This window comes from Stenotrophomonas sp. 62841_Sma (genome assembly GCF_056482945.1).
In genome coordinates, this window is record NZ_CM151224.1 from 4601534 (window position 1) to 4624338 (window position 22805).

A 22805-nucleotide genomic window follows, 5' to 3' on the forward strand; every position below is an offset into this window, starting at 1 on the left:
AAAATTGGCCATGATCGGCTGACCCCCACGTTGTACGGCCCGCCCGTTCCGCCAGCCATGCCTGAATACCGCTCCCGCACCTCCACCGCCGGCCGCAACATGGCCGGCGCCCGCGCCCTGTGGCGTGCCACCGGCATGAAGGACGGCGACTTCCACAAGCCGATCATCGCCATCGCCAACTCCTTCACCCAGTTCGTGCCCGGCCACGTGCACCTGAAGGACCTCGGCCAGCTGGTCGCGCGCGAGATCGAACAGGTCGGCGGCGTCGCCAAGGAATTCAACACCATCGCCGTGGACGACGGCATCGCGATGGGCCACGACGGCATGCTGTATTCGCTGCCCAGCCGCGAGATCATCGCCGACGCCGTGGAGTACATGGTCAACGCGCACTGCGCCGACGCGCTGGTGTGCATCAGCAACTGCGACAAGATCACCCCCGGCATGCTGATGGCCGCGCTGCGCCTCAACATCCCGGTGGTGTTCGTCTCCGGCGGTCCGATGGAAGCGGGCAAGACCAAGCTGTCCGAGCACAAGCTGGACCTGGTCGATGCGATGGTGGTGGCCGCCGATGACAGCGCCTCCGACGAGAAGGTGGCGGCGTTCGAGCGCAGCGCCTGCCCCACCTGCGGCTCCTGCTCGGGCATGTTCACCGCCAACTCGATGAACTGCCTGACCGAAGCACTGGGCCTGTCGCTGCCGGGCAACGGCACCACGCTGGCCACCCACGCCGACCGCGAGGCGCTGTTCCGCCGCGCCGGCCGCCTGATCGTCGAACTCTGCCACCGCTGGTATGGCGGCGAAGACCCGAGCGCGCTGCCGCGCGGCATCGCCACCCAGGCCGCGTTCGCCAACGCGATGACCCTGGACATCGCCATGGGCGGTTCCACCAACACCATCCTGCATCTGCTGGCTGCCGCGCAGGAAGCGGAGGTCGACTTCGACCTGACCCACATCGACGCGCTGTCGCGGCGCGTACCGCAGCTGTGCAAGGTGGCGCCGAACACGCCGAAGTACCACATCGAGGACGTGCATCGCGCCGGCGGCGTGTTCGGCATCCTCGGTGAACTGGACCGCGCCGGCCTGCTCGAAACCACGGTGCCGACCGTGCACAGCGCCAGCCTGGCCGACGCGTTGGAACGCTGGGACGTGGTGCGCAGTGACAACGACACCCTGCATACCTTCTTCAAGGCTGGCCCGGCCGGCATCCCCACCCAGGAAGCCTTCAGCCAGGCCACGCGCTGGCCGACGCTGGACGTGGACCGCGCCGAGGGCTGCATCCGCTCGCTGCAGCACGCGTATTCGCTGGAAGGCGGGCTGGCCGTGCTGCGCGGCAACCTGGCCATCGATGGCTGCGTGGTGAAGACCGCCGGCGTGGACGAGTCGATCCATGTGTTCGAAGGTCCCGCGCGCGTCTACGAAAGCCAGGACGCCGCCGTCGCCGGCATCCTCGCTGACGAGGTGCAGCCGGGCGAGGTGGTGGTCATCCGCTACGAAGGCCCGAAGGGCGGCCCCGGCATGCAGGAGATGCTGTACCCGACCAGCTATCTGAAATCGAAGGGGCTGGGCAAGCAATGTGCGCTGCTCACCGATGGCCGCTTTTCCGGCGGAACCTCGGGCCTGTCGATCGGCCATGTCTCGCCGGAAGCCGCCAGTGGCGGTGTCATCGGCCTGGTGGAAAACGGCGACCGCATTCGCATCGACATCCCGGCCCGCCGCATCGACCTGCTGCTGGATGAGGCCACGCTGGCCCAGCGCCGCGCCGACGCCGATGCCCGCGGCTGGAAGCCGCGCGCACCGCGCCCGCGCAAGGTCACCAGCGCGCTGAAGGCTTACGCGCTCCTCGCCACCAGCGCCGACAAGGGCGCCGTACGCAACACCGCCCTGCTGGGCGATTGACCCCCGTGCGGTAGTGCCGGCCGCTGGCCGGCATCTGCACTGCGACGCCCCACATCAATGAGGTTGCCGGCCAGCGGCCGGCGCTACCCCTCCTGATCCGTTATGGTGGTCCAGGAAGTCACCAACACGGAGGTTGAGATGATGTTGCTTTCCTTTGCGCTGGCCGCTGCCATGGGCATGTCTGCAGAACCGCCCAAAGCCCCCGACTGCAGCTACGACCGTGCAGCGATGCTGGCGATGGAACCTGGCCGATTCGATCAGGACCTGGCAGGTGGCTGGCGCCCGCTGGCCGACCGTGGCTGTACCCGCGAAGCGGCCGACCTGCTGTCCGCCTACGGCGCTCTGCCCAAGGCAGAAGGCAACGTCATCATCACCTGGCACGAGGGCCAGCTGCGCGCGGAGCTGGGGCAGACCGCGCAGGCGATCACGCTGATGGAACGCAGCCACAAACCCGTGAACGCGGGCGACCCGGGTTACTGGAATGCCTACGTGGACGGCATGGTCGCGTTCCTGCGCCAGGACCGCAGCGCCCTGGAGAAGGCTCGTGCGAGGCTGGTCGCGATACCGACGCCCACCGCGATGGTGGAGAACATCAAGGACGGTCGCTACCAGTTCACCACCGAAGGCGGGCAGCAGGTGCAGATGCCGTGGCCGCCCAACCTGGATGTGCTTGATGGGCTACTGCGCTGCTTCGGCAAACCCTACATGGAGGCCTATGGGCCAGGCTGCCGGACGCCTGAAACAGGCACCCGGTAACCACCAAGCGCCGCTGTCCGATCGTCAGCCCGTGCGGTAGTGCCGGCCCCTGGCCGGCATCTGTACAGTGCTCGCAAAAAAGGGGACGGAGGGAATTAAGTCGTTTTTGCCATAAACGACTTAATTCCCTCCGTCCCCTTTTTGCTACCGGTCAGCCGATCACGCGCTTGAACGGTGGCAGCGCGTCGATGATGCGCTTGCCGTAGCGGCGGGTCAGCAGCCGCGAATCGAGGATCACCACGCGGCCGGTGTCGGTGGAGGTGCGGATCAGGCGGCCGGCGAACTGGGTCAGCGTGCGCAGCGCGTGCGGAATCGCGATCAGGTTGAAGGCATTGAGGCCACGCCCCTCGAACCACTCACTGAGCGTGGCGGTCTGCGGATCGGTCGGCACCGCGAACGGCACCTGGGTGATTACCACCGTGGTGCAGGCCTCACCGGGCAGGTCGAGGCCTTCGCCGAACGAATTCAGCCCGAACAGCACCGAGCCTTCGCCTGCCGCCACGCGGCGCAGGTGCTCGTCGATCAGCCGGGTCTTGGACATCTCGCCCTGCACCAGCACCTGCTTGCGGCGCGCGGCCGACATCAGCCCGGCCACCTTCTCCATCTTCCAGCGCGAGGTGAACAACACCATCGAGCCCTTGGCCCAGTCCAGTTCGGTGTCCAGGTAGCGCGCCACTTCGCGCGGGTGGCCTTCGCGGTCGTCCGGCGTGACCGGGAACTTCGGCACGATCAGCTCGGCCTGGTTGGGCAGGTCGAACGGCGACGACAGCGAGACCATCTCGGCCTCTTCCGGAATGCCGTTGTCGATCGCCAGCGACTGGAAATCACCACCGCCGGTCAACGTCGCCGAGGTCATCACCACCGAGTCCACTTCATCCCACAGCAGCTTGCGCAGCACGTGCGCGGCCGACACCGGCGAGCCATGCAGCACCAGGTCGCCGTCGCGGGTGGCGGTGACCCAGCGCGCCATCGGCGGCGCGCCGTCCTTGTCCTCGCGGCGCCAGGCCTGCCAGAGGTTGTACTGCTGCTCGATCATTTCCAGCGCCATGCCCAGGTTGCGCTGCAGGCGCTCGCGCGCGGCATCGTCCGGCTTGCCCTTGGCGACCTGCGCGGTGGCGGCATGCGCCCAGTTGTAGAGGCTGCGGGTGTCGTCGGCCAGCGCTTCGATCGGCTCGCGCCAGGCCTCGGGCAGGCGGCCATTGGCCGCGCGCCACATCGGCTCTTCGTCGGCCGGTGCCGGCATCCACACCCGCTCGATGTGGTCACGAAACGCGCGCAGCTGCTTGGCCACGTTGCTGGCGACGTCGATCGCTTCGTTCGGCAGCAGGTTGCCCAACCGATCCTTGTCGACCGCGCGGTAGGCGCCGGCAATCAGGATCTGCAGGCGGCCAGTGCGCTTGGCCATCTCGTCCAGCGCCAGGCTGGCCGCACCCTGGTCGATCGCCACGTTGCCGATGTGATGGCCTTCGTCCAGCACCAGCAGCATGTCCGACGGCGGCGCAATCAGCGGCTGTCCGTTGTCGCTGTCACCGATCGACAGTGCCGACAGCAGCAGCGCGTGGTTGGTCACCACGATCTGCGCATCGCGCACCGTATTGCGCGAACGCAGCACCGCACACTGCGCCGAATAGGCACAACGACGCCCGGCGCAGCCCGAAGCCGGCGTGGTGATGCGGCTGCGCAGGCCGGGGCTGATGGTCTCCGGCGCGTTGTCGATGTCGCCATCCCAGCTGCCGCCGGTGAAGGCGTCGGTCAGGCGCTTGGCGATGTCCATCTCGATCGGCGCCAGCGGCCGGTCGAACAAGGGCGCGTCATCCTCGAACATGCCGCCCTGCGAACCCTCGCCCTGCGCCTCGGCGGCGTTGCGCGTGCACAGGTAGCGGGTACGGCCCTTGGCCAGCGCCACGGTCGCTTCCAGGCCGGTTGCCTTGAGGAAATTCGGGATATCGCGCTCGACCAGCTGTGACTGCAGCGCCACGGTGCCGGTGCTGATCACCAGCTTCTTCTTGCTGGCCAGCGCGATCGGCACGCCTGCGGTGAGGTAGCCCAGGCTCTTGCCGACGCCGGTGGGCGCTTCGACCACGCCGACGCCACCGCTTTTCGACAGCGCACGCGACACCACGCCGATCATCTGGCTCTGCGAGCGACGGGTGGAGAAGCCGGGGGTATTGGCCTGCAGCGTCGTGTACGCCTTGCGGATCGCGTCCTTCAAGGTGTCATCGAGCGTGCGCGGAGCGGCGACGGTTTCGGTCACGCCGGGAAGTACCGTGGCTGGATCAGGCCGGTCATTGTCGCATGGCCGGCCGCGTTCACCGTCGCTGGCACCCTGAACGGGCCAGCGACGACGCCAGGCGGCGGTCACGGTCCGATGGCCGGACCGCTCATGGGCCAGATACGCCGGGCATGGCCCGGCGCGACCGGTCAGGACGCCGGGATCGAACGGGTACGCAGCAGGCGCACCAGCGCCCACACCAGCAGCACCACGCCGATGGCCTCGACCATCGCCAGCGCGAAATGCAGCACGCCAAGGATGGCACTCATGCCCGAGATGGCGTCGAAGTTGCCGCTGTTGATCAACCACATCGGCAGGATGCCGGCGGCCATGCCGCCGAGGCTGGACAGCAGCAACAGCACCAGACCGACCAGGGCGCCGGTGCGGGTGGCATCGCGCGGTGCGCCGACCACCCAGACCAGGCCCACGCACAGTGCGATCAGCACCGGCAGGCGCACGCCCACGATGCTCAGCACCGTCACCATCAGGGTCGTGTTGTCCATCGATCAGTCCTCGCCGGCCAGCACGGCCGAGCCCTGCCGCAGCGTCTGGTAGACCTCGTCGGTCTGCGGACGCACACCGTGCCACTGCAGGAAGCTCTCGGCGGCCTGCTCGACCAGCATGCCCAGGCCATCCACAGTATTGCGGCAGTTCGCTGCGCGCGCCCAGGCCAGGAAGGCGATGGCGGCCTCGCCGTAGTTCAGGTCGACGGCGGTGGTCATCGAGTTGACCAGCGACAACGGCAGCTTGAACTCGACGTCGCGGTCGCGGCCGGCCGAGGTGGCATTGACGATCAGCTCGAAGTCGCCCAGCTCGCGCAGGTCTTCCCAGTAGCGGCTGATCGCGCGGCCCGGTTCGCCCATCGCGTCGATCAGTTCATCGGCGCGTTCCGGCGTGCGGTTGACCACCACCAGCTCGGTGATGCCGGCATCAAGGAAGGCCGGAGCGACGCTGCGCGCGGAGCCGCCGGCACCGATCAGCAGCATGCGGCGGCCACGCAGGTCCAGGCCATGGCGGTCGGTCAGGTCACGCACCAGGCCGATGCCATCGGTGGTGTCGCCATGCCAGCGGTCGCCCTTGCGCAGCAGCGTGTTGACCGAGCCGGCGCGGCGCGCACGTGCAGTCAGCGTGGTGCACACCGAGAACGCGGCTTCCTTGTGCGGCGAGGTGACGTTGGCACCGACACCGCCGTCGGCGGCGAAGGCTTCCAGGCCGGCCAGGAACGCATCCGGGGCCAGGTCGATCGCGCGGTAATCCACCGCGATGCCTTCCTGGCGACCGAACGTCGCATGGATCTGCGGCGACTTCGAGTGGGCAACGGGGTGTCCGAAGACGGCGTAACGGTCGGTCATGGAATCCTCAAGCTGGCTAGACTGATGCTCTTTCGTGCACGGACCCGGATGATGCGCATCACCCCGCCCCTGCTGGTGCTTGCCGCCAGTCTACTCTCTGCCCCCGTGGCGATGGCGTTGAACGAGTACGGCATCGAAGGCATGGGCGTAGTCTCGACCCGTGCCGACGAGGGCCGCGCCACGATCAGCGCCGATGGCCAGCGCATCGTTTTCGCCCGCCGTGGCGAGGCCGGTTGGGGCCTGTGGGAGGCGCGCGTGGTGGACGGCCGCTGGCAGCAGGCGCAGGCCTTGCCGGTAGGCGTGGCCGGTGAGGCCCATGATCCCTACTTCAGCCGCGACGGCCGCTGGCTGCTGTTCGCGGCCGGCCGCGAGGGCAAGCTGGCGCTGTATCGGGCCGCTCTCGCCACCGATGGCCAACTGGGTACCGCGCAGCTGCTGGCGGGCGACGCGGGCCGCCGGGAAGAGCGTGGGCCGGCCCTGAGCGCGGATGGCAGGCAGCTGTTGTTTGCCCGCCAGCAGGGCCGTGGCGCCGGCTGGGACCTGTTCGTGGCGACGCTGGATGCGCAGGGACTGCGTGGCCCGGCCAGCGCACTGAGCGCGTTGAACAGCGCCGACGACGAGACCGACGGCGACTGGCTGGGGCATGACGGCGCCGTGGTGTTCAGCCGCGGCAACGGCACGAGCACGCAGGTGTGGAGCAGCGGCTGTGCGTGGACCGGTGCGGCGCTGCAGCCATTGGGGCTGTCGTTCAACCAGGCCAGCGGCTGGACCGGCGCGCCGGTGATCGACAACGCCAAGCCCGGCGAGATGATGGTCGCCAGCAGTGCGGCGAAGGCACCGCGTGCCGGTGGCGTGGATGTGTACCGGTTGGCCGTGCCGAAGGTGGTGGCGGTGGCCGGGTGCCTACCGGGCGCACGGTGACGGCAAATGCCAACCAAGGTTGGCGGCTACCCGGGCGATGGAGGCGCCAGGTGCGTGCGGTAGATCCACGCCGTGCGTGGATGGCCGCTTGGTAGATGCCAACCTTGGTTGGCATGCGGGAAAGTGCCAACCAAGATTGGCACCCACCCGTCAGCGCGACAACACCTTGGCGCGCTGCTGCTCGTACTCGATCTCGCTCAGCTGGCCATTGTCCTTGCGCTGGTTCAACGCGGCCAGTTCGGCCTGCACGCTGTCCGGCAGGGCCTGCTCACGGGCGACATGGCGGGCGGCGGAGAGCTGCTCCGGCGGGCGCTTGCCGGCCCGCCAGGCCGCGATGAAGACACCGACGATGATGGCGCCGAACACCAGCGTACCGATGCCCCAGATCAGCCATTGCATCCATCCCAGTTCGGGTCCCATCGCGTAATCCTCCGTCTATCGTGGCGCTATTGTCAGCGCTCGCGCAGCCATCGCGCCACCTGCGGCGCGAAATAGGTCAGCACGCCATCGGCGCCGGCCCGCTTGAAGCCCAGCAGCGACTCCAGCACGCAGGCGCGTTCGTCCAGCCAGCCGTTGGCGAAGGCGGCCTTCATCATCGCGTACTCGCCACTCACCTGATAGGCGAAGGTCGGCACGCCGAATTTTTCCTTCACCCGGCGCACCAGGTCCAGGTAGGGCATGCCCGGCTTGACCATTACCATGTCGGCGCCCTCTTCCAGGTCCAGCGCGATCTCGCGCAGGGCCTCATCGCCGTTGGCCGGGTCCATCTGATAGGTCTTCTTGTCGGCCTTGCCGAGGCTGGCCGCGCTGCCCACCGCATCGCGGAACGGACCGTAGAACGCTGAGGCGTACTTGGCCGAGTAGGCCATGATGCGCACGTTGATGTGGTTGCCGGCATCCAGCGCACGGCGGATCGCGCCGATGCGGCCGTCCATCATGTCCGACGGCGAGACGATGTCCACGCCGGCTTCGGCGTGCGATACCGACTGCTTGACCAGTGCTTCGACGGTGATGTCGTTGAGCACATAGCCCTTGTCATCGATGATGCCGTCCTGGCCATGGGTGGTGTACGGGTCCAGTGCCACGTCGGTCATCACCCCCAGTTCCGGGAATCGCGACTTCAGCGCGCGGATCGCACGCTGCGCCAGGCCGTCTTCGGCCCACGCCGCCGACGCGTCCAGCGACTTCAGCGACGGGTCGATCACCGGGAACAGGTCGATCACCGGAATGCCCAGCTCCAGCGCCTCTTCGGCCACCTTCAGCAGTTCTTCGATCGACAGCCGCTCCACGCCCGGCATCGACGGCACCGCGGTGCGGCCAGCCAGTTCGTGCACGAACACCGGGTAGATCAGGTCGTCGGTGGTCAGCGTGTTCTCGCGCATCAGGCGGCGCGAGAACTCGTCATGGCGCATGCGGCGCGGGCGGTAAAGCGGGTGGGACATGGCAGGCTCCGAGGAGTGGCTATTGCAACAGGTAGCCCTGCGGCAGCAGGGGTTCGGGCAATGGGCGTTCGCCGAGCGCGTCGAGCTGGTCGATCTCGATCGTGCGCACCAGCGCGTCCAGCGGCAGGTCGTTCGGCTCCAGGCCGAACGGGTCTTCCATTTCTTCGCCCAGCTGGTCCAGACCGAAGAAGGCATAGGCCAGCACCGCCGACAGCACCGGCGTGCCCCAGCCCAGCGAACTGGCCAGGCCGAACGGCAGCAGCACGCAGAACATCCACGCGCAGCGGTGCAGCAGCAGGGTGTAGGCGAACGGCAGCGGCGTGGTGAGAATGCGCTCGCAGCCGGCCTGGATCGACGACATCGCGTGCAGGCGTTCTTCCAGCTGGGTGTAGAGGATCGGGTCGAGGTCACCGGCACGCAGGGCCTGCGCCAGTTCCGCAGCGATCATCGAGAGCAGCGCGTCGGGCACGTTCTCGCGCTGCCCGAGTTGTTCGCGCTGGCGCTTGTCCAGCCACGGCAGGGCCATCAGCGCCACGATGCGCCCGCGCAGGCGACCGGCCAGTGCATGGGCGAAGGCGGTGGTGAGGTAGGCGATGCGGCGGCGGCGGCCGGTGTCATCGGCCAGCAGCAGGTTCACCTGGCGGGCCAGCGAGCGCGATTCGTAGACCAGCTGGCCCCACAGCTTGCGGCCTTCCCACCAGCGCTCGTAGCAGGCGCTGTTGCGGAAGCTGAGGAAGATCGACAGGACCAGGCCGAGCAGGGTGAACGGCGTGACGGAAACGCGTTCGATGCCGGTGGGCGGCGCCAGTTCCACCACCGCAGCCACGGCAATGGACAGGATCAGGATGGCCAGCACCTTGGGCGCGATCGCTTTGACGATCGAACCGCGCAGGATGTAAAGCAGTTGCCAGCCGTGGGGACGGGGTCGGATGATCATGGGGCAGCCGCGCCGGGCGCGGATTCACAGGCACGCGGGGGGCTCGCGCAGCCATTCATTGTACGCCCCTGCCCGGCCATGGGCCGTGCGCCTGCGACGCCCTGTCGCACCCGGGTGCGGGCTCAGATCACGCCGCCACCCAGGCCCAGGCGCAGGATGCCGACCACCACCACGATGCCGTTCAGGACCAGGCCGGCCCAGGCCCGGCCGCGCTTGCTCGGGTGGGTGAACAGGATGCCGAGCGCGGCGATCACCGCGCCCACCGCAGCGAACGGGATCAGGAACCAGTTGCCCCAGCCCAGCAGTGGAATCAGCGCCAGGATCATCCACAACAGCGCCAGTACGCCCCACAACAGACTGATCACACCCATGCCGCTCTCCCGCAGTTGGTTCCTGCCCCAACCATAGACGTTCCCGCTGCCGCCGCCTACTGCCATTGGCGGGGCTGTCACCCCCGCCGTGCTAGCGTGCTGCCGTGCGTGCCCTGGCCCGGGTGTTGGCGCCGATTCAGAGTGGCCCGCCGATGATCGCAACCAGTCCTACAGGGGTCGTGCCATGAACATCCGTTGGGCCGCGTTGGCGGCCATCCTGCTGGTCGCCGCTGGCTGTGCCAGTACCTCCAAGGTGATGCTGGGCCGCGCCCGCGCACCGATCGATCCGGCGCTGGTGCAGATCTATTCGACGCCACCGGCCGGTTCACAGGAAATCGCCCAGCTGGAATCGGCGTCCGCCGTCGGCTTCGGCACCCAGGGCCAGACCGATGCCGCCGTGGCACGCCTGAAGCGTGAGGCCGCCGCGCTCGGCGCCAATGGCGTGGTGTTGATGGGCGTGGGCAGCAGTGGCTCGCCGGTGGGCATGTCGGTCGGCGCCGGCACGTTCGGCTCGCACGTCGGTGGCGGCGTCGGCATCGGTATTCCGACCACGCAGAAGCGCGCCGCCGGCGTCGCGATCTGGGTGCCGAATCCGGCACCGCCCGCGCGGTTGCCGACACAGGTGATCACACCGCAGCCGCAGCGGTGACCCGAGAGGGTCACCGCCGGTAGTGCCGGCCGCTGGCCGGCAACCTCAGGAATCCTCTCTGCCCAAGGGAAATGCCGGCCAGCGGCCGGCACTACCCCTGCAATAACCGACGCATCGCTCTGGTAGGTGCCAACCTTGGTTGGCACGAAACCCGCGGCGCCGACCAAGGTCGGCATCTACCAACGGCAATTGCCGGCCAGCGGCCGGCACTACCCCTGCAACAACCGACGCGTCGCTCTGGTAGGTGCCAACCTTGGTTGGCACGAAACCCGGGGCGCCGACCAAGGTCGGCATCTACCAACGGCAATTGCCGGCCAGCGGCCGGCGCTACCCCTGCAACAACCGACGTATCGCTCTGGTAGGTGCCAACCTTGGTTGGCACGAAACCCGCGGCGCCGACCAAGGTCGGCATCTACCAACGGCAATTGCCGGCCAGCGGCCGGCACTACCCCTGCAACAACCGACGCGTCGCTCTGGTAGGTGCCAACCTTGGTTGGCACGAAACCCGCGGCGCCGACCAAGGTCGGCATCTACCAACGGCAATTGCCGGCCAGCGGCCGGCACTACCCCTGCAACAACCGACGCTTCGCTCTGGTAGGTGCCAACCTTGGTTGGCACGAAACCCGCGGCGCCGACCAAGGTCGGCATCTACCAACAGCAATTGCCGGCCAGCGGCCGGCGCTACCCCTGCAACAACCGACGCATCGCTCTGGTAGGTGCCAACCTTGGTTGGCACGAAACCCGCGGCGCCGACCAAGGTCGGCATCTACCAACGGCAATTGCCGGCCAGCGGCCGGCACTACCCCTGCAACAACCGACGCATCGCTCTGGTAGGTGCCAACCTTGGTTGGCACGAAACCCACAGCGCCGACCAAGGTCGGCATCTACCAACGGCAATTGCCGGCCAGCGGCCGGCACTACCCCTGCAACAACCGACGCATCGCTCTGGTAGGTGCCAACCTTGGTTGGCACGAAACCCACAGCGCCGACCAAGGTCGGCATCTACCAACACCGGTTTCCGGCCAGCGGCCGGCACTACCCCTGCAACAACCGACGCATCGCTCTGGTAGGTGCCAACCTTGGTTGGCACGAAACCCGCGACGCCGGCCAGCGGCCGGCACTACCCGGTGATGCTCAGCGCTTGTACTTCGGCACGAACACCTTGTTCACCGCATCGGCCAGCTGGTCCGGCGGCAGCAGGCCCTGGTCGAGCAGGAAGTTGTTGAACGCCAGGCGGTCGAACTTCGCGCCCAGTGCCAGCTCGGTCTGCATGCGCAGTTCCAGAATGCGGGTGTAGCCGTAGAAGTAGCTTCCGGCCTGGCCCGGCATGCGCACCATGTAGCGGTCCAGTTCCTGGGTGGCCATCGCCTTGGACAGGCCGACCTGCTCCATCAGCACGCGCTCGCCATTGGCACGATCGGTCAGGCCAAGGTTGAGCATCGGGTCCAGCATCGCGCGCGCGGCACGCAGAAGGCGGAACTGCAGGGCGATCATCTGCCCGTCCAGCGGCTCGTACGGCACCATCTCGGCTTCGGCATACAGCGCCCAGCCCTCCACGTTCACCGAATTGAACGCGAACATGGTGCGTGCCAGCGAGACGCCGCGCTCGACCATGGCGGTGAACTGCAGCTCGTGGCCGGGGCGGCCTTCATGCGCGCTCAGCGTCCACGCCGCCGCACCGAAATTGAAGTCGTCGTACTGCGCGCCCGGGCCCGCCGCCGGGTTGCCCAGCGGCAGCACGAAGGTGCCCTGCTGCCCGGTGTTGTTGACCAGCGGCGCCGGCAGGAAATGCGGCGCCGGGCTCGCAGCACTCTCGGCGGCCGAACCCAGTCGCATCTGCATGGCACGCTTGGGCACGTCGACGATGGCGTGCTCGCGGATCAGCGGATCGATCGCGTCGATCACCTTGCGGTAGTGGCCTTCCAGATGATCGTCGGCAATCTTGTCGGCCTTCAGCGCGCGGATCACCGCCACCGGGTCGCTCGGGTCGGCCACCTTCAGGCCCTTGTCCTTCGCCACCAGCGGCGCCAGCTGCTGCATCGCCGATCGGGTTTCCATGAACTCCAGCTGCGCGCGCTGCATCAACAGCTTCGGGTCGATGTCGATGCCGACCTGCTTGAGCTGGTAGGCGTACAGCGGCGCCGGCAGGCGTGCGTCGGTGCGAGCCTTCGGCAGCACGGTGGTGCGCGTCCAGCTGGCGTAGTCCTTCATCTGCCCGGCCAGCGCCTTCATTGCTTCATCGGCACCGGCGATCTGGTACTTCTTCAGCAGCGACTCGATGCCGGTGATGTAGGTCTCGACGTTGTCCAGCGACTGCTGCACTTCGATCTTTGTCGGCTGCAGCAGGCTGCTGTCCTTCAAGCGCTCTTCATAGCGCTGGCGCGCCAGCGTTGTGAACGCGGTGCCGCCGGGCTGCAGGCCGGCATAGGCCTTGAGGCGGTCGATCGCCTTGGCCCGGCGCTCGGCCGGCACCTGGTCGGACAGCAGCAGGTTGAGGCCGCTGAACACCGTCTGCGGCGCATCGCTCCACGGCAACAGGTACTTCTCGTTGAGCTCGCTGCCTTCGATGTTCTGGCTGGCGGCATGGATCATGATCTCCAGGTCCTGGCGGACGTTGGGATCCTTTTCGGCGGCCAGCTTTGCCTTCAGTTCGTCGCGGGCCTTGGCCATCGCGGCGCGGTAGCGCTTGCCGTTGTCCGGGCCGAGGTCGGCCACCTTGTCGTCGTAGCCGGGAACGCCGAAGAACCCGGTTTCCTCCGGCTGGAACGGACCCTGTGCATCAAGCAGGATCTGCGCCAGTGCATTGCTGCGGGCGACCCAGGCAGGGCTGGCGGGAGTCGCGGCCTTGGCGGCGGGTGCAGCCAGCGCCGGCGGTGCGGACAGCAACGGGGCGGCAGTCAGGGCCAGGGCAACGGCCAGCGCGATCGGCTTCATGGGACACTCCAGCAAAGGGTTGCCCGCAACTTACGCGCTCACGGCGATGGCGACAATCGGCTGGAGGTCACGGCGACCACATCTGGGACATCGGGATCATGCAATGGCGGATCCGGATAGAAGCTGGCTACGATGCCCTTCGTTTCGCGCAGGACTCTTGCGTTGTCGTGAAGATCAACGGATCCCGTTGGCACGCCCTCATGCTGGATGAGCGGAGATGACCAGATGTTCGCCCGCGGGCAGGACCGGCCGCCGCGCTCCAAGGCCATGACGGTACGCCAGCCAGGCACGTCTTCCGCGTTGAATTGAAAGCTGAAAATCATTTGGGTTAAAACGGGAGGAGCAGACTTGAGCATTCGACAGCCTGAAATTCTTCCACAAATTCGAGATGGCAGTTCAATTCCCAGATGGAAATTTGCAGACGATTTCGGCCTGATACCCGGGATACCGCTTAGAGAACACGGTTACCCAAATGGCATTCCAATTGAAGCTATGAATTTTCCAGGTGCTAAGTGATGAACGAAAAATATGTGGTTTCAGTCCTGAAGGAGCAAGGCTGGGTCTGTGGGAGAGATGAGGTGGGAGACTACTTCTGCATAATGAATTTTGGTCATCGCCAAGTTCAGGTTATTCCGTACGTAGGGAAAAGGTCGGATCATTTTCGCGTTTCACTTATGCCTTCAATCTCATCAGAGGAATTCTCAACAACAGTTGGACTAATCCTGGGTGAGGGGAGAGATCATGTCCCTGTAATTGTTAGCAATGAACTCCCTGAGAAGTTGGTCGAGCTCTCAGCTAATGATGTGTCCAGATTGTCAGAGAAAGCGATCACTTGGGCGCATGCTCAAAGCCTTGAAGATGGACTGGCTGCTTATAGAAATCTGCCAACAGATGCTAAAGGCGCCATGCCGCTTCGTCACTTGGCGGCATTGGCGATTGCCGGGGAGGTGGATCGCCTTGAATCGTACCGGAGACATTTTGAGCTGGGTGATCATCTTGGCTTTGTTCCATACATAACTTCCGAAATGATTGACAGAGCAATTTCGATAGCCCAAAAACATAGGGCTTGACCGATAACAAATAGCCCCGGCAATTCGTAGAGCGCGGCGCACATCAAGCTTTACCAGTCGATCCCCGTCCAGCGTGTAATGCCAGAACCCATGGCTGAATCTCGCATGCGTTCCTGAAGCGTCCGATCAGATTCTCACGTACGGGGGCTGCCCTGGCTTCCCTTCAACATCAAACGCTACGGGCTTCACCCTGCCCACCCACTACATGCCTGGGATCGAGCGCTCCTCTCGTTGTGCACCTTCGTCACCCGCAGGCCGGTAGATCACATTCTGGACGCTATCGAACAGGGGTTCGGAAGGATCGTGGACAACGCATACGTTGCATACGTTCGCATTGCACGCTCCTTCCAGTATGAAGTGAATCGTTGCAGCCAGATCTGCGCTGCAACGGCTCAATCATTGGAGGGGACCTGTGCCACCCATCCGGAACGTCGTTCGCACTATCAATCCACGCTATCGAAGCAGTGAGGATTGAAGGCTTCGCCACTCGCGAACTGGTTCATCAGCGTCGTGTGGTGTCGGCACTGATTGGCCTCAGACCAGACATGCCGCGCTCAGCCGAGGCCCGATCGGCAAGTGAATTCAACTGTGGCGGATCACGACAGCCTCGGTCTCGGCGATCGTGCGGTCATAGCGCGGCGGTCAGCGGGCATTCGCCACGCTCACGGCAGGCCTGCAGCTCGCACTCCCCCGCAGCCTCGTCGTCATCCAGTGCAGTCAGGTCGAAGGTCTGCTTGTCTTCGGCCAGTACATACATCACCGGGTAATCCCAGACTTCATCGCGACGGCTGCCCTGCACGAACAGCCGGCCGTGCGCATGCGGTCCTTCCAGCGCAACGGTCAGGCCGACGTCGCGCTGGCCGTTCATCGCGGTCTGCATGCTGCCCAGCGGCATCGATTCGATATGCAGCGGCTCGCCAAAGGCTTCCACCAGTTCGATGCTGCAGCCCGCGCGGCGCAACGCTTCGCGCATCGGCGGGCTCTCGCGTGCCGCCTCGCTCCAGCGCAGCACGCTCCAGGTCACCACGCCACCGGCGCCGCCCAGCACCAGCACCACCGTCAACGGCATCGCCCAGCGCCAATGACGGCACCACCAACCGGCGGACGTCTGTCGATGGGCGGGAATCGGTGGTGGCAGGGTCATCGGCGGGCTCCTTCCCGGCTGTGGATCAGGGTTTCAGGCAGCGTCCCAGGAAGGCTTCGGCCACGCGGTAGCGATGCAGGGCATCGGCGCCGGACAGGCCATGCTTGGCACCCGGGTAGGTCATCAGCTCGAACGGCTGTGCACGCTTCTGCAACGCGCTCATCAGGCTGGTCGAATTGGTGAACAAGACGTTGTCGTCGGCCATGCCGTGGATCAGCAGCAGCGGCGAACGCAGGCCGTCGATATGGGTCAGCACGCGCGCTTCGCGGTAACCCGCTTCGTTGCGCGCCGGCAGGTCCATGTAGCGTTCGGTGTAGTGGCTGTCGTACAGGCCCCAATCGGTCACCGGCGCACCGGCCACGCCACAGGCGTACTGGTTCGAGGCCTTGGCCAGCAGCATCAGGGTCATGTAGCCACCGTTGGACCAGCCCTGCACGCCGATGCGCGCCGGGTCCACCCACGATTGCTGCTTCAGCCAGGTCACGCCACGCAGCTGGTCGGTCACTTCCACCGTGCCCTGCTTGCCATACAACGCGCCACCGAAGTCACGGCCACGGCGCGGGGTGCCGCGGTTGTCCAGCGAGAACACCACGTAGCCCTGCTGGGCCAGGTACTGATTGAACAGGTGGTCGCCACGGCCGGGCCAGCTGTCGGTGACGGTCTGGCTGGCCGGGCCACCGTAGACGTACACCGCCACCGGGTAACGCTTGGACGGATCGAAGCCGGCCGGCTTGATCAGGCTGTAGTTGAGCGGGGTCTTGCCATCGGCAGCCATCAACGTGCCGAACTCGATCGGGCGCTGCGCATCGCGGTAACGCGCATACGGATGCTTCGGGTCCGCCAGATCGTTCTCGAGCAGGGTGGCGATCTTCTCGCCATTGGCGCGGAACAGTTCGATCTGCGGCGGCGTGGTGCTGTTGGACCAGCTGTCGACATAGACGCTGGCATTGCGGGCGAAGCTGGCGCTGTGCATGCCCGGTGCCTTGGACAGGCGCTGCGGCTCACCGCCCTGCAGCGACACCGCGTAGATCTGGCTTTCGCGCGAGGTCTCGATGCCGGCGCGGAAGTAGGCCTTGCCAGCCTTCTCATCGACCGCCAGCAGTTCGTCCACCGGCCAGTTGCCGTGGGTCAACGCGGTGGCCTTGCCCTTGCTGTCGATGCGGTACAGATGCTGGAAACCGGTGCGCTCGGACGACCACAGCACGCTGCCGTCATCGAGGAAACGCAGGCTGTTGTGCAACGGCACCCAGGTCGGGCTGGTCTCGTGGGCGAGCACGCGCTGGCGATTGGAATCGAGCGCCACTTCCACCAGGTCCAGCTGCTTCTGGTCGCGCGACTGGCGCTGGAAGCTCAGGTGCTGCGCATCGCGCCAATCGACACGAGCCAGATAGATGTCCTGTTCCTTGCCGAGGTCGACCCAGCGCGGCTGCGCATCGGCGGCCGGTGCGATCACGCCCAGCTGCACGCGCACGTTGGCGTCGCCCGCGGCCGGGTAACGCTGCTCGATCACGTCGGTGCGGTCGGCGTAGACCTCGTAGCGCTTCTGCACCGGCACCGGTGCTTCATCGATGCGCGCGAAGGCGATGGCCGAATCATCCGGCGCCCACCAGTAGCCGGTGTGGCGGTCCATTTCCTCGTCGGCGACGAACTCGGCCACGCCGTTGCCGATGGTGGTGCTGCCGTCGCGGGTGAGCTGCAGCTGCTTGCCGCTGGCCAGGTCGATCACCCACAGGTTGCGGCCGCGGATGAAGCTGACGAAACCGCCCTTGGGCGACAGCTTGGCGTCGGTGGCGAATCCTTCACCGTGGGTCAGCTGGCGCACTGCGGCCTGGCCCTGCTGCTTGAGGTCGTACAGGTACAGCTCGCCGCCCAACGGGAACAGCAGGCGCTGCGCGTCCGGCGACCACTGGTAATCGACGATACCGGTCATCGCGGCGATGCGCTGGCGCTCGCGGCGGGCCTTTTCCTCATCGCTGAGGGTCTCGGTGCCGGGCAGCACCACCTTCGAATCCACCAGCAGGCGGGTCTGGCCGCTGCCGATGTCATAGGTCCACAGGTCCAGCTGGTTGCGGTCGCTGTCCTTGCCGCGCAGGAAGCTGACCTGCGAACCATCGGGGGCGACCTTCGGCTTCATCAGGGTCGGGCCGGAAAGCGGCAGCGGGCCGGTGATGGCTTCCAGGGTCAGCTTTTCAGCGTGGGCGGCGGTACTGGTGGCGAGCATGAGGGCGAGCGAAGCGAACAGGTGGCGCATGGAGGATCCCGGCAAACGACAGGTCCGCCACCGCGATGGACGCGGGGCGGTCAGCCTCCATCCTAACCAAGCCGGTGCGGGAAGGCAGCATGACCTTCTGCCCATGAGGCGTGCCGACCAACGGTCGGCACCCACCGTTCCGGGTCAACGCTGGCCGAACAGGTGCTTGCGCTCTTCGTCGCTGAGCGGCTTGCCGGCGTTGGGGTTCACCTGCTGGCGCAGGGCATAGGCGCGCTGGGTGGCCGGGCGTGCAGCAATCGCTTCGTGCCAGCGCTTGAGGTTCGGGAACGCGGCGAAATCCACCGGCAGCTTGTCGTAGGCACCGATCCACGGGTAGCTGGCCATGTCGGCAATGGTGTACGCGTCGCCAGCCAGGAAGGCGTGCTGGGCCAGTCGCTTGTCCATCACCCCGTGCAGGCGGCGCACTTCGTTGTCGTAGCGCTCGATCGCGTAGGGGATCTTTTCCGGCGCATACACGTTGAAGTGGCCCATCTGGCCGCTCATCGGGCCCAGGCCGGCCATCTGCCAGAACAGCCACTCCAGAGTGGTGACGCGGCCGCGCGGGTCGCTGGGCAGGAACTGGCCGGTCTTCTCGGCCAGATACAGCAGGATCGCGCCGGACTCGAACACGCTCTGCGGGGCGCCGCCATCGGCCGGGGCGTGGTCGACAATCGCAGGCATCTTGTTGTTCGGCGAAATGGCGAGGAATTCCGGCTTGAACTGGTCGCCCGAGCCGATGTTGACCGGATGGATGCGGTACTCCAGGCCGGCTTCTTCCAGCAACAGGGTCACTTTGTGGCCGTTCGGGGTGGGCCAGTAATACAGGTCGATCATGGCGGCGGCTCGGGGTGCGGAAAGGAACCTGAAGTCTAGTGCGAGAGTTGGGTTGGCACCGTCACGACGGGCCGGTAACCTCGCGGCTCCCCCGAAACGCACTGTCCTGCATGAGCCACAGTCCTCGCCCCCTGTCCCCGTTGTCCTCGCTGATCTTCGCCTCGCGCTGGCTGCAGCTGCCGCTGTACCTGGGCCTGATCCTTGCCCAGTGCGTCTACGTGTTCCTGTTCGGCAAGGAACTGTGGCACCTGCTGTCCCACTCGGTCTCGATGGGCGAACAGCAGATCATGCTGATCGTGCTGGGCCTGATCGACGTGGTGATGATCTCCAACCTGCTGGTGATGGTGATCGTCGGTGGCTACGAGACCTTCGTCTCGCGCCTGCGCCTGGAAGGCCACCCGGACCAGCCGGAATGGCTGAGCCACGTCAACGCCAGCGTGCTGAAGGTGAAGCTGGCAATGGCGATCATCGGCATCTCCTCGATCCACCTGCTGAAGACCTTCATCGCCACCAGCGCGCTGAAGGGACTGCCGCTGTGCAAGCCGGAACAATGGGCAGCAGCAGTGTCGTCGGCTTCGACCAGCTTCTACAACGCTGGTGTCGATACCTGCACGACCATGACCCAGGAAGGCGTGCTGTGGCAGACCATCATCCACTGCGTGTTCATCCTGTCGGCGATCGGTATTGCCTGGACCGACAAGCTGATGTCCAACAGCCACAGCAAGTCGCACGACCACTGATGCGGCAACCGGCAGCGGTCCTTCGCCGCTGCCCCATCCCGGCCCCTGCCCCTTGTACGCGGCGGTGGCCGGGATGCTAGATTGCACCCTCGCCGTTGCCGGCGGTGGCGTCGGGAAACGTCATCGTTCCGCGCCCGGACCACAGGTCCCGGCCATGCGTATCAATGATTTACGTCACGTCGTCTTCTAGAGGGGAGCAGGATGTCGCACGTCTCAACGATCACCGCCGCGCGCCGGTGGCTGCCGGTTGCTTTGGCACTGGCGCTGGCCGCCTGCTCGGGAAAGGAAGAATCTGCAGCACCGGCCCCGGCCGCCGCACCCGCCGCCGCTGCACCGGCCGCACCGGTGGTCGCCGCCAAGGTGCAGTCCATGGGCACCGAACAGCTGCGTGAATCGGCCAGCCAGGCACTGCGCGAGAACCGCATGTACGCGCCGGCCGGCGACAACGCCATCGAGTACTACCTCGCCCTGCGCGACAAGACACCGGACGACGCGTCGGTGAAGAGCGCGCTGACCGACCTGCTGCCCTACACCCTGATCGCCGCCGAGCAGCACCTGGGCCGCGAGGACTACACCGAGGCGCAGCGCCTGGTGGCACTGATCGAGAAGGTGGACGCCTCCGCTCCCGCCCTGCCGCGCCTGAAGGAAGGCCTGGCCAAGGGCGTGGAAAATGCGGCCAAGCGCACCGAGACCGAAGCCGAGAAGGCCAGGAAGGACGCCGAAGACCGGACCAAGCAGCAGGCCGAACAGCAGCGCCTGACCGAGCAGCGCGCCAAGGAAGCCGATGCGGCCAAGCAGATTGCCGCGCAGCAGGATGCCGCACGCCGCGACAACGAGCGCCAGGAGGCGGAGCGCCAGGCCGCGGCCCGTCGCGATGCCGAACAGAAACAGCAGCAGGCCGCCGCCCAACAGGCCAGCGCCGCACGCCAGGCAGCCGCCGCGGCAGCTCCCACCCTCCGCCCGGTCAGCACGCCGGCGCCGCGCTATCCGGCCGAGGCACTGCGTTCGGGAACGTCGGGCGAAGTGCTGGTGGAGATCACCGTCGGTACCGACGGCTCAGTGGTCAGCGCCCGCGTGCTGCGCGCGACGTCGGGACGGACCTTCGACCGCGAAGCCCTGAACGCGGTCAAGCGCTGGCGCTTCGAGCCGGTCAACGCGCCGGTCACCACCCGCCGCACCCTGGTGTTCGCACCGGGCGGCTGACCGCAAAAAAGGGGACGGAGGGGATTAAGTCGTTTCTGCCACCTCCATGACGCCAAGGCCCGGTCCGTCCGGGCCTTGTCCGTTTCAGGCAGCGCCATCAATCAGGCGCTGCAACGCCGGATCGCGCGCGGCCAGCACCTGGAACAGGCCAAGCGCATGCAGGCCGGGCAGCAACGCACGCAGGTCGGCTTCGGCAGTGGCGCGTGTGGCGTGATCGCTGGACGGATCCTGCCAGTCGCGGACGCTGGCCAGGAAAGCACCCACGCTGCCCTTGCGCACGGTGATGCCATTTACCTGCACCTCGTTCTGATGGTCCGGAAGAATGTCCTGTGGCTGCATGGGGAAGCGCTCCGTTGAAGTGGGCTCCAGTGTCTGAGCCCGGACGCGACGTTTCTGCCGTATAACTGCCAATTGATATGGCAGATCAGACAACCACCGCATTGATTGACCCGGCGCTGGCCAATGCCGCCGACGGGCCTGCATTGCTGGGGGCGCAGCTGCGCCTGCCGGCTCCGCGCCGCACGGCACGCCACCAGCACGCCCGCGGGCAGCTGCTGGGTGCACATCAGGGCCTGCTGCGGATCGAGGTGGGCGACCTGCACTGGCTGCTGCCGGCGGGTCATGTCGCCTGGATACCACCTTCGCTGCCCCACGCACTGGCCAGTACCAGTGCGTTCGACGGCTGGAGCCTGTACTTCAGCGCGCAGGCCTGCACCGACCTGCCTGCAGCCCCTCGCATCTTCCAGCCGGGGCCGCTGCTGCAGGCCGCGGTGATTCGGGCGCTGCAGTGGCCGCATGTTCCACTGGATGCCACACAGGCACGACTGGCCGGTGTGATCGCCGATGAGATTGCCGCCAGCTCGCCATTGCCGCTGGCCCTGCCGCAACCGCGTGACCGGCGACTGCAGAAACTTGCCGCCGCACTGGCGCGCGCACCGCACGACAACCGCAGCATCGAGGACTGGGCCGCCAGCAGCGGTCTGTCCAGCCGCAGCCTCGCCCGCCATTGGCTGGCCGAGACCGGCCTGTCGCCAAGCCAGTGGCGGCAACGCCTGCGGGTGCTGCTGGCACTGCCACGCCTGCTGTCCGGCGAGCCGGTGATCAGCGTCGCGCTGTCGATGGGCTACGACACCCCCAGTGCCTTCATCGCCGTGTTCAAGCGCGAGATGGGGGTGACGCCTGCGCGGTATGGAAAAGGGGACGGAGGGGATTAAGTCGCTTCTGCCCTCCCCCACATCAACTCGCGGCATCGCCTGATGCCCTTCGCGGTCACGGAGGCGGCAGGCTGATGATTCCTTGAACCCCCTGAACTGCCATGCCTCGACAAGCACGCCTGATGTTGGCCGAACAGCCGTATCACGTAACCCAGCGCGGTGTGAACAAGGGGGCGATCTTCGTTGACGATATCGACCGCCAGCTGTTTCTGCACCTTTTGCACAGCGCCTTCCTGAAGCATCAGGTCGCGCTGCATGCCTATGTATTGATGGGCAATCACGTCCATCTATTGGCCACACCCTCCACTCAGGCCGGCTTGGCCAACGCGATGCGGATGCAGGGCAACAACTATGTCCAGGCGTTCAATCAGCGGCATGAGCGCAGCGGACCACTCTGGCAGGGCCGCTTCCATTCTTCGATGGTGGACAGCGACGCCTATCTGCTCAGCGTTTATCGCTACATCGAACTCAATCCGGTTCGTGCAGGCATGACAGGCGCCCCGGAAGATCACCCATGGTCGAGCGTGCATGGAAACCTGCAGCGCCGCGATGATCCGATGCTGACAGAACACCCCGCCTTTCAGGCACTGGCCTCGACCAAGCGACAGCGGACGACGCTCTATGCGCAGTTCCTGCGGGACGTGAACGCGTCCGCCGACCTGCCGGCAATACGCGCGCACAGTGCCGGGCAGCATCCGTTGGGAAATGCAGCTTACCTGCGGATGGTGGAACAGACACTGGGCCGCCCCGTGGTGCTGCGCAAGCGGGGGCGCCCTCAGAAGAAGGGGGCGGAGGATTAAAAACGACTTAATCCCCTCC

General features: G+C 66.4%; 22 protein-coding genes. 9 read left to right on the top strand and 13 right to left on the bottom strand.

Annotated features, from left to right (window positions below):
• Positions 1-57: 57 nt before the first annotated feature.
• Complete coding sequence (gene ilvD / locus ACZK5G_RS21405) at positions 58-1896, top strand: dihydroxy-acid dehydratase (protein ID WP_478464740.1); 1839 nt, start codon at positions 58-60, stop codon at positions 1894-1896.
• 138 nt (positions 1897-2034) lie between these two features.
• A complete protein-coding gene (locus ACZK5G_RS21410; RefSeq protein WP_478464742.1) occupies positions 2035-2652 on the top strand; it encodes a hypothetical protein in 618 nt (205 codons plus the stop codon).
• 151 nt (positions 2653-2803) lie between these two features.
• Here ACZK5G_RS21410 and dinG read toward each other — a convergent pair whose 3' ends face one another.
• From dinG to aroE, 3 genes are all read right to left on the bottom strand, one after another.
• Positions 2804-4906 (bottom strand): ATP-dependent DNA helicase DinG, encoded by a 2103-nt coding sequence (gene dinG, locus ACZK5G_RS21415; RefSeq protein ID WP_478464744.1) that lies wholly within the window; start codon positions 4904-4906, stop codon positions 2804-2806.
• Between the two features lie 167 nt (positions 4907-5073).
• Positions 5074-5427, bottom strand: coding sequence for a hypothetical protein (locus tag ACZK5G_RS21420; protein WP_279912895.1), 354 nt, complete (start codon positions 5425-5427; stop codon positions 5074-5076).
• Positions 5428-5430: 3 nt separating this feature from the next.
• Entirely contained in the window at positions 5431-6276 is an 846-nt protein-coding gene (aroE, locus tag ACZK5G_RS21425; RefSeq protein WP_071228545.1) for a shikimate dehydrogenase, read from the bottom strand.
• Between the two features lie 48 nt (positions 6277-6324).
• On the opposite strand from aroE, the gene ACZK5G_RS21430 reads away from it, so the two are divergent.
• A complete protein-coding gene (locus ACZK5G_RS21430; RefSeq protein WP_478466545.1) occupies positions 6325-7197 on the top strand; it encodes a TolB family protein in 873 nt (290 codons plus the stop codon).
• Between the two features lie 150 nt (positions 7198-7347).
• Here the strand turns inward: ACZK5G_RS21430 and ACZK5G_RS21435 are convergent, their stop codons facing one another.
• The 4 genes from ACZK5G_RS21435 to ACZK5G_RS21450 form a co-directional block, all read right to left on the bottom strand.
• Positions 7348-7617: a hypothetical protein gene (locus ACZK5G_RS21435; protein WP_049400875.1), complete on the bottom strand. Its 270-nt coding sequence runs from the start codon at positions 7615-7617 to the stop codon at positions 7348-7350.
• Between the two features lie 32 nt (positions 7618-7649).
• A complete protein-coding gene (gene hemB, locus ACZK5G_RS21440; protein ID WP_164162331.1) occupies positions 7650-8639 on the bottom strand; it encodes a porphobilinogen synthase in 990 nt (329 codons plus the stop codon).
• Between the two features lie 19 nt (positions 8640-8658).
• Positions 8659-9576 carry a bestrophin family protein gene (locus ACZK5G_RS21445; RefSeq protein WP_010482217.1) on the bottom strand — a complete coding sequence of 306 codons (918 nt, stop codon included), beginning with the start codon at positions 9574-9576 and terminating at the stop codon, positions 8659-8661.
• Between the two features lie 122 nt (positions 9577-9698).
• Positions 9699-9947 (bottom strand): hypothetical protein, encoded by a 249-nt coding sequence (locus ACZK5G_RS21450; protein ID WP_006475755.1) that lies wholly within the window; start codon positions 9945-9947, stop codon positions 9699-9701.
• A 184-nt stretch (positions 9948-10131) separates the two neighbouring features.
• Between ACZK5G_RS21450 and ACZK5G_RS21455 the strand changes: the two genes are divergently transcribed.
• Positions 10132-10596, top strand: coding sequence for a hypothetical protein (locus tag ACZK5G_RS21455; protein WP_014038879.1), 465 nt, complete (start codon positions 10132-10134; stop codon positions 10594-10596).
• A 1134-nt stretch (positions 10597-11730) separates the two neighbouring features.
• Here ACZK5G_RS21455 and ACZK5G_RS21460 read toward each other — a convergent pair.
• Together ACZK5G_RS21460 and ACZK5G_RS21465 are read right to left on the bottom strand one after the other, a co-directional pair.
• Positions 11731-13530, bottom strand: a complete 1800-nt coding sequence (locus ACZK5G_RS21460) for a DUF885 domain-containing protein (RefSeq protein WP_478464746.1) — start codon at positions 13528-13530, stop codon at positions 11731-11733.
• 38 nt (positions 13531-13568) lie between these two features.
• Entirely contained in the window at positions 13569-13886 is a 318-nt protein-coding gene (locus ACZK5G_RS21465) for a hypothetical protein (RefSeq protein ID WP_478464748.1), read from the bottom strand.
• A gap of 159 nt (positions 13887-14045) precedes the next feature.
• On the opposite strand from ACZK5G_RS21465, the gene ACZK5G_RS21470 reads away from it, so the two are divergent.
• On the top strand, positions 14046-14600 hold the full coding sequence (locus ACZK5G_RS21470) for a DUF6990 domain-containing protein (RefSeq protein WP_478464750.1): 555 nt from the start codon (positions 14046-14048) through the stop codon (positions 14598-14600).
• A gap of 628 nt (positions 14601-15228) precedes the next feature.
• Here ACZK5G_RS21470 and ACZK5G_RS21475 read toward each other — a convergent pair.
• The 3 genes from ACZK5G_RS21475 to ACZK5G_RS21485 all read right to left on the bottom strand — a co-directional run bounded on the left by ACZK5G_RS21475 (position 15229) and on the right by ACZK5G_RS21485 (position 18829).
• Positions 15229-15744 (bottom strand): cytochrome c oxidase assembly factor Coa1 family protein, encoded by a 516-nt coding sequence (locus tag ACZK5G_RS21475; RefSeq protein ID WP_032129126.1) that lies wholly within the window; start codon positions 15742-15744, stop codon positions 15229-15231.
• Positions 15745-15769: 25 nt separating this feature from the next.
• Positions 15770-17995 carry a S9 family peptidase gene (locus ACZK5G_RS21480; protein WP_121504164.1) on the bottom strand — a complete coding sequence of 742 codons (2226 nt, stop codon included), beginning with the start codon at positions 17993-17995 and terminating at the stop codon, positions 15770-15772.
• A gap of 144 nt (positions 17996-18139) precedes the next feature.
• Complete coding sequence (locus ACZK5G_RS21485; RefSeq protein WP_032129128.1) at positions 18140-18829, bottom strand: glutathione binding-like protein; 690 nt, start codon at positions 18827-18829, stop codon at positions 18140-18142.
• 110 nt (positions 18830-18939) lie between these two features.
• On the opposite strand from ACZK5G_RS21485, the gene ACZK5G_RS21490 reads away from it, so the two are divergent.
• On the top strand, positions 18940-19569 hold the full coding sequence (locus ACZK5G_RS21490) for a TIGR00645 family protein (protein WP_032129129.1): 630 nt from the start codon (positions 18940-18942) through the stop codon (positions 19567-19569).
• 201 nt (positions 19570-19770) lie between these two features.
• Entirely contained in the window at positions 19771-20772 is a 1002-nt protein-coding gene (locus tag ACZK5G_RS21495; protein WP_132810991.1) for an energy transducer TonB, read from the top strand.
• Between the two features lie 84 nt (positions 20773-20856).
• On the opposite strand, the gene ACZK5G_RS21500 is transcribed toward ACZK5G_RS21495, so the two are convergent.
• On the bottom strand, positions 20857-21111 hold the full coding sequence (locus tag ACZK5G_RS21500; protein ID WP_478464752.1) for a hypothetical protein: 255 nt from the start codon (positions 21109-21111) through the stop codon (positions 20857-20859).
• A gap of 77 nt (positions 21112-21188) precedes the next feature.
• Here ACZK5G_RS21500 and ACZK5G_RS21505 point away from each other — a divergent pair, with 77 nt between their 5' ends.
• Both ACZK5G_RS21505 and ACZK5G_RS21510 read left to right on the top strand, forming a co-directional pair.
• The gene (locus ACZK5G_RS21505) at positions 21189-21986 is read left to right on the top strand and encodes an AraC family transcriptional regulator (RefSeq protein ID WP_478464754.1); all 798 of its coding nucleotides are present in this window, start codon (positions 21189-21191) and stop codon (positions 21984-21986) included.
• A gap of 101 nt (positions 21987-22087) precedes the next feature.
• Positions 22088-22786: a transposase gene (locus tag ACZK5G_RS21510; protein WP_478464756.1), complete on the top strand. Its 699-nt coding sequence runs from the start codon at positions 22088-22090 to the stop codon at positions 22784-22786.
• Positions 22787-22805: the final 19 nt, after the last annotated feature.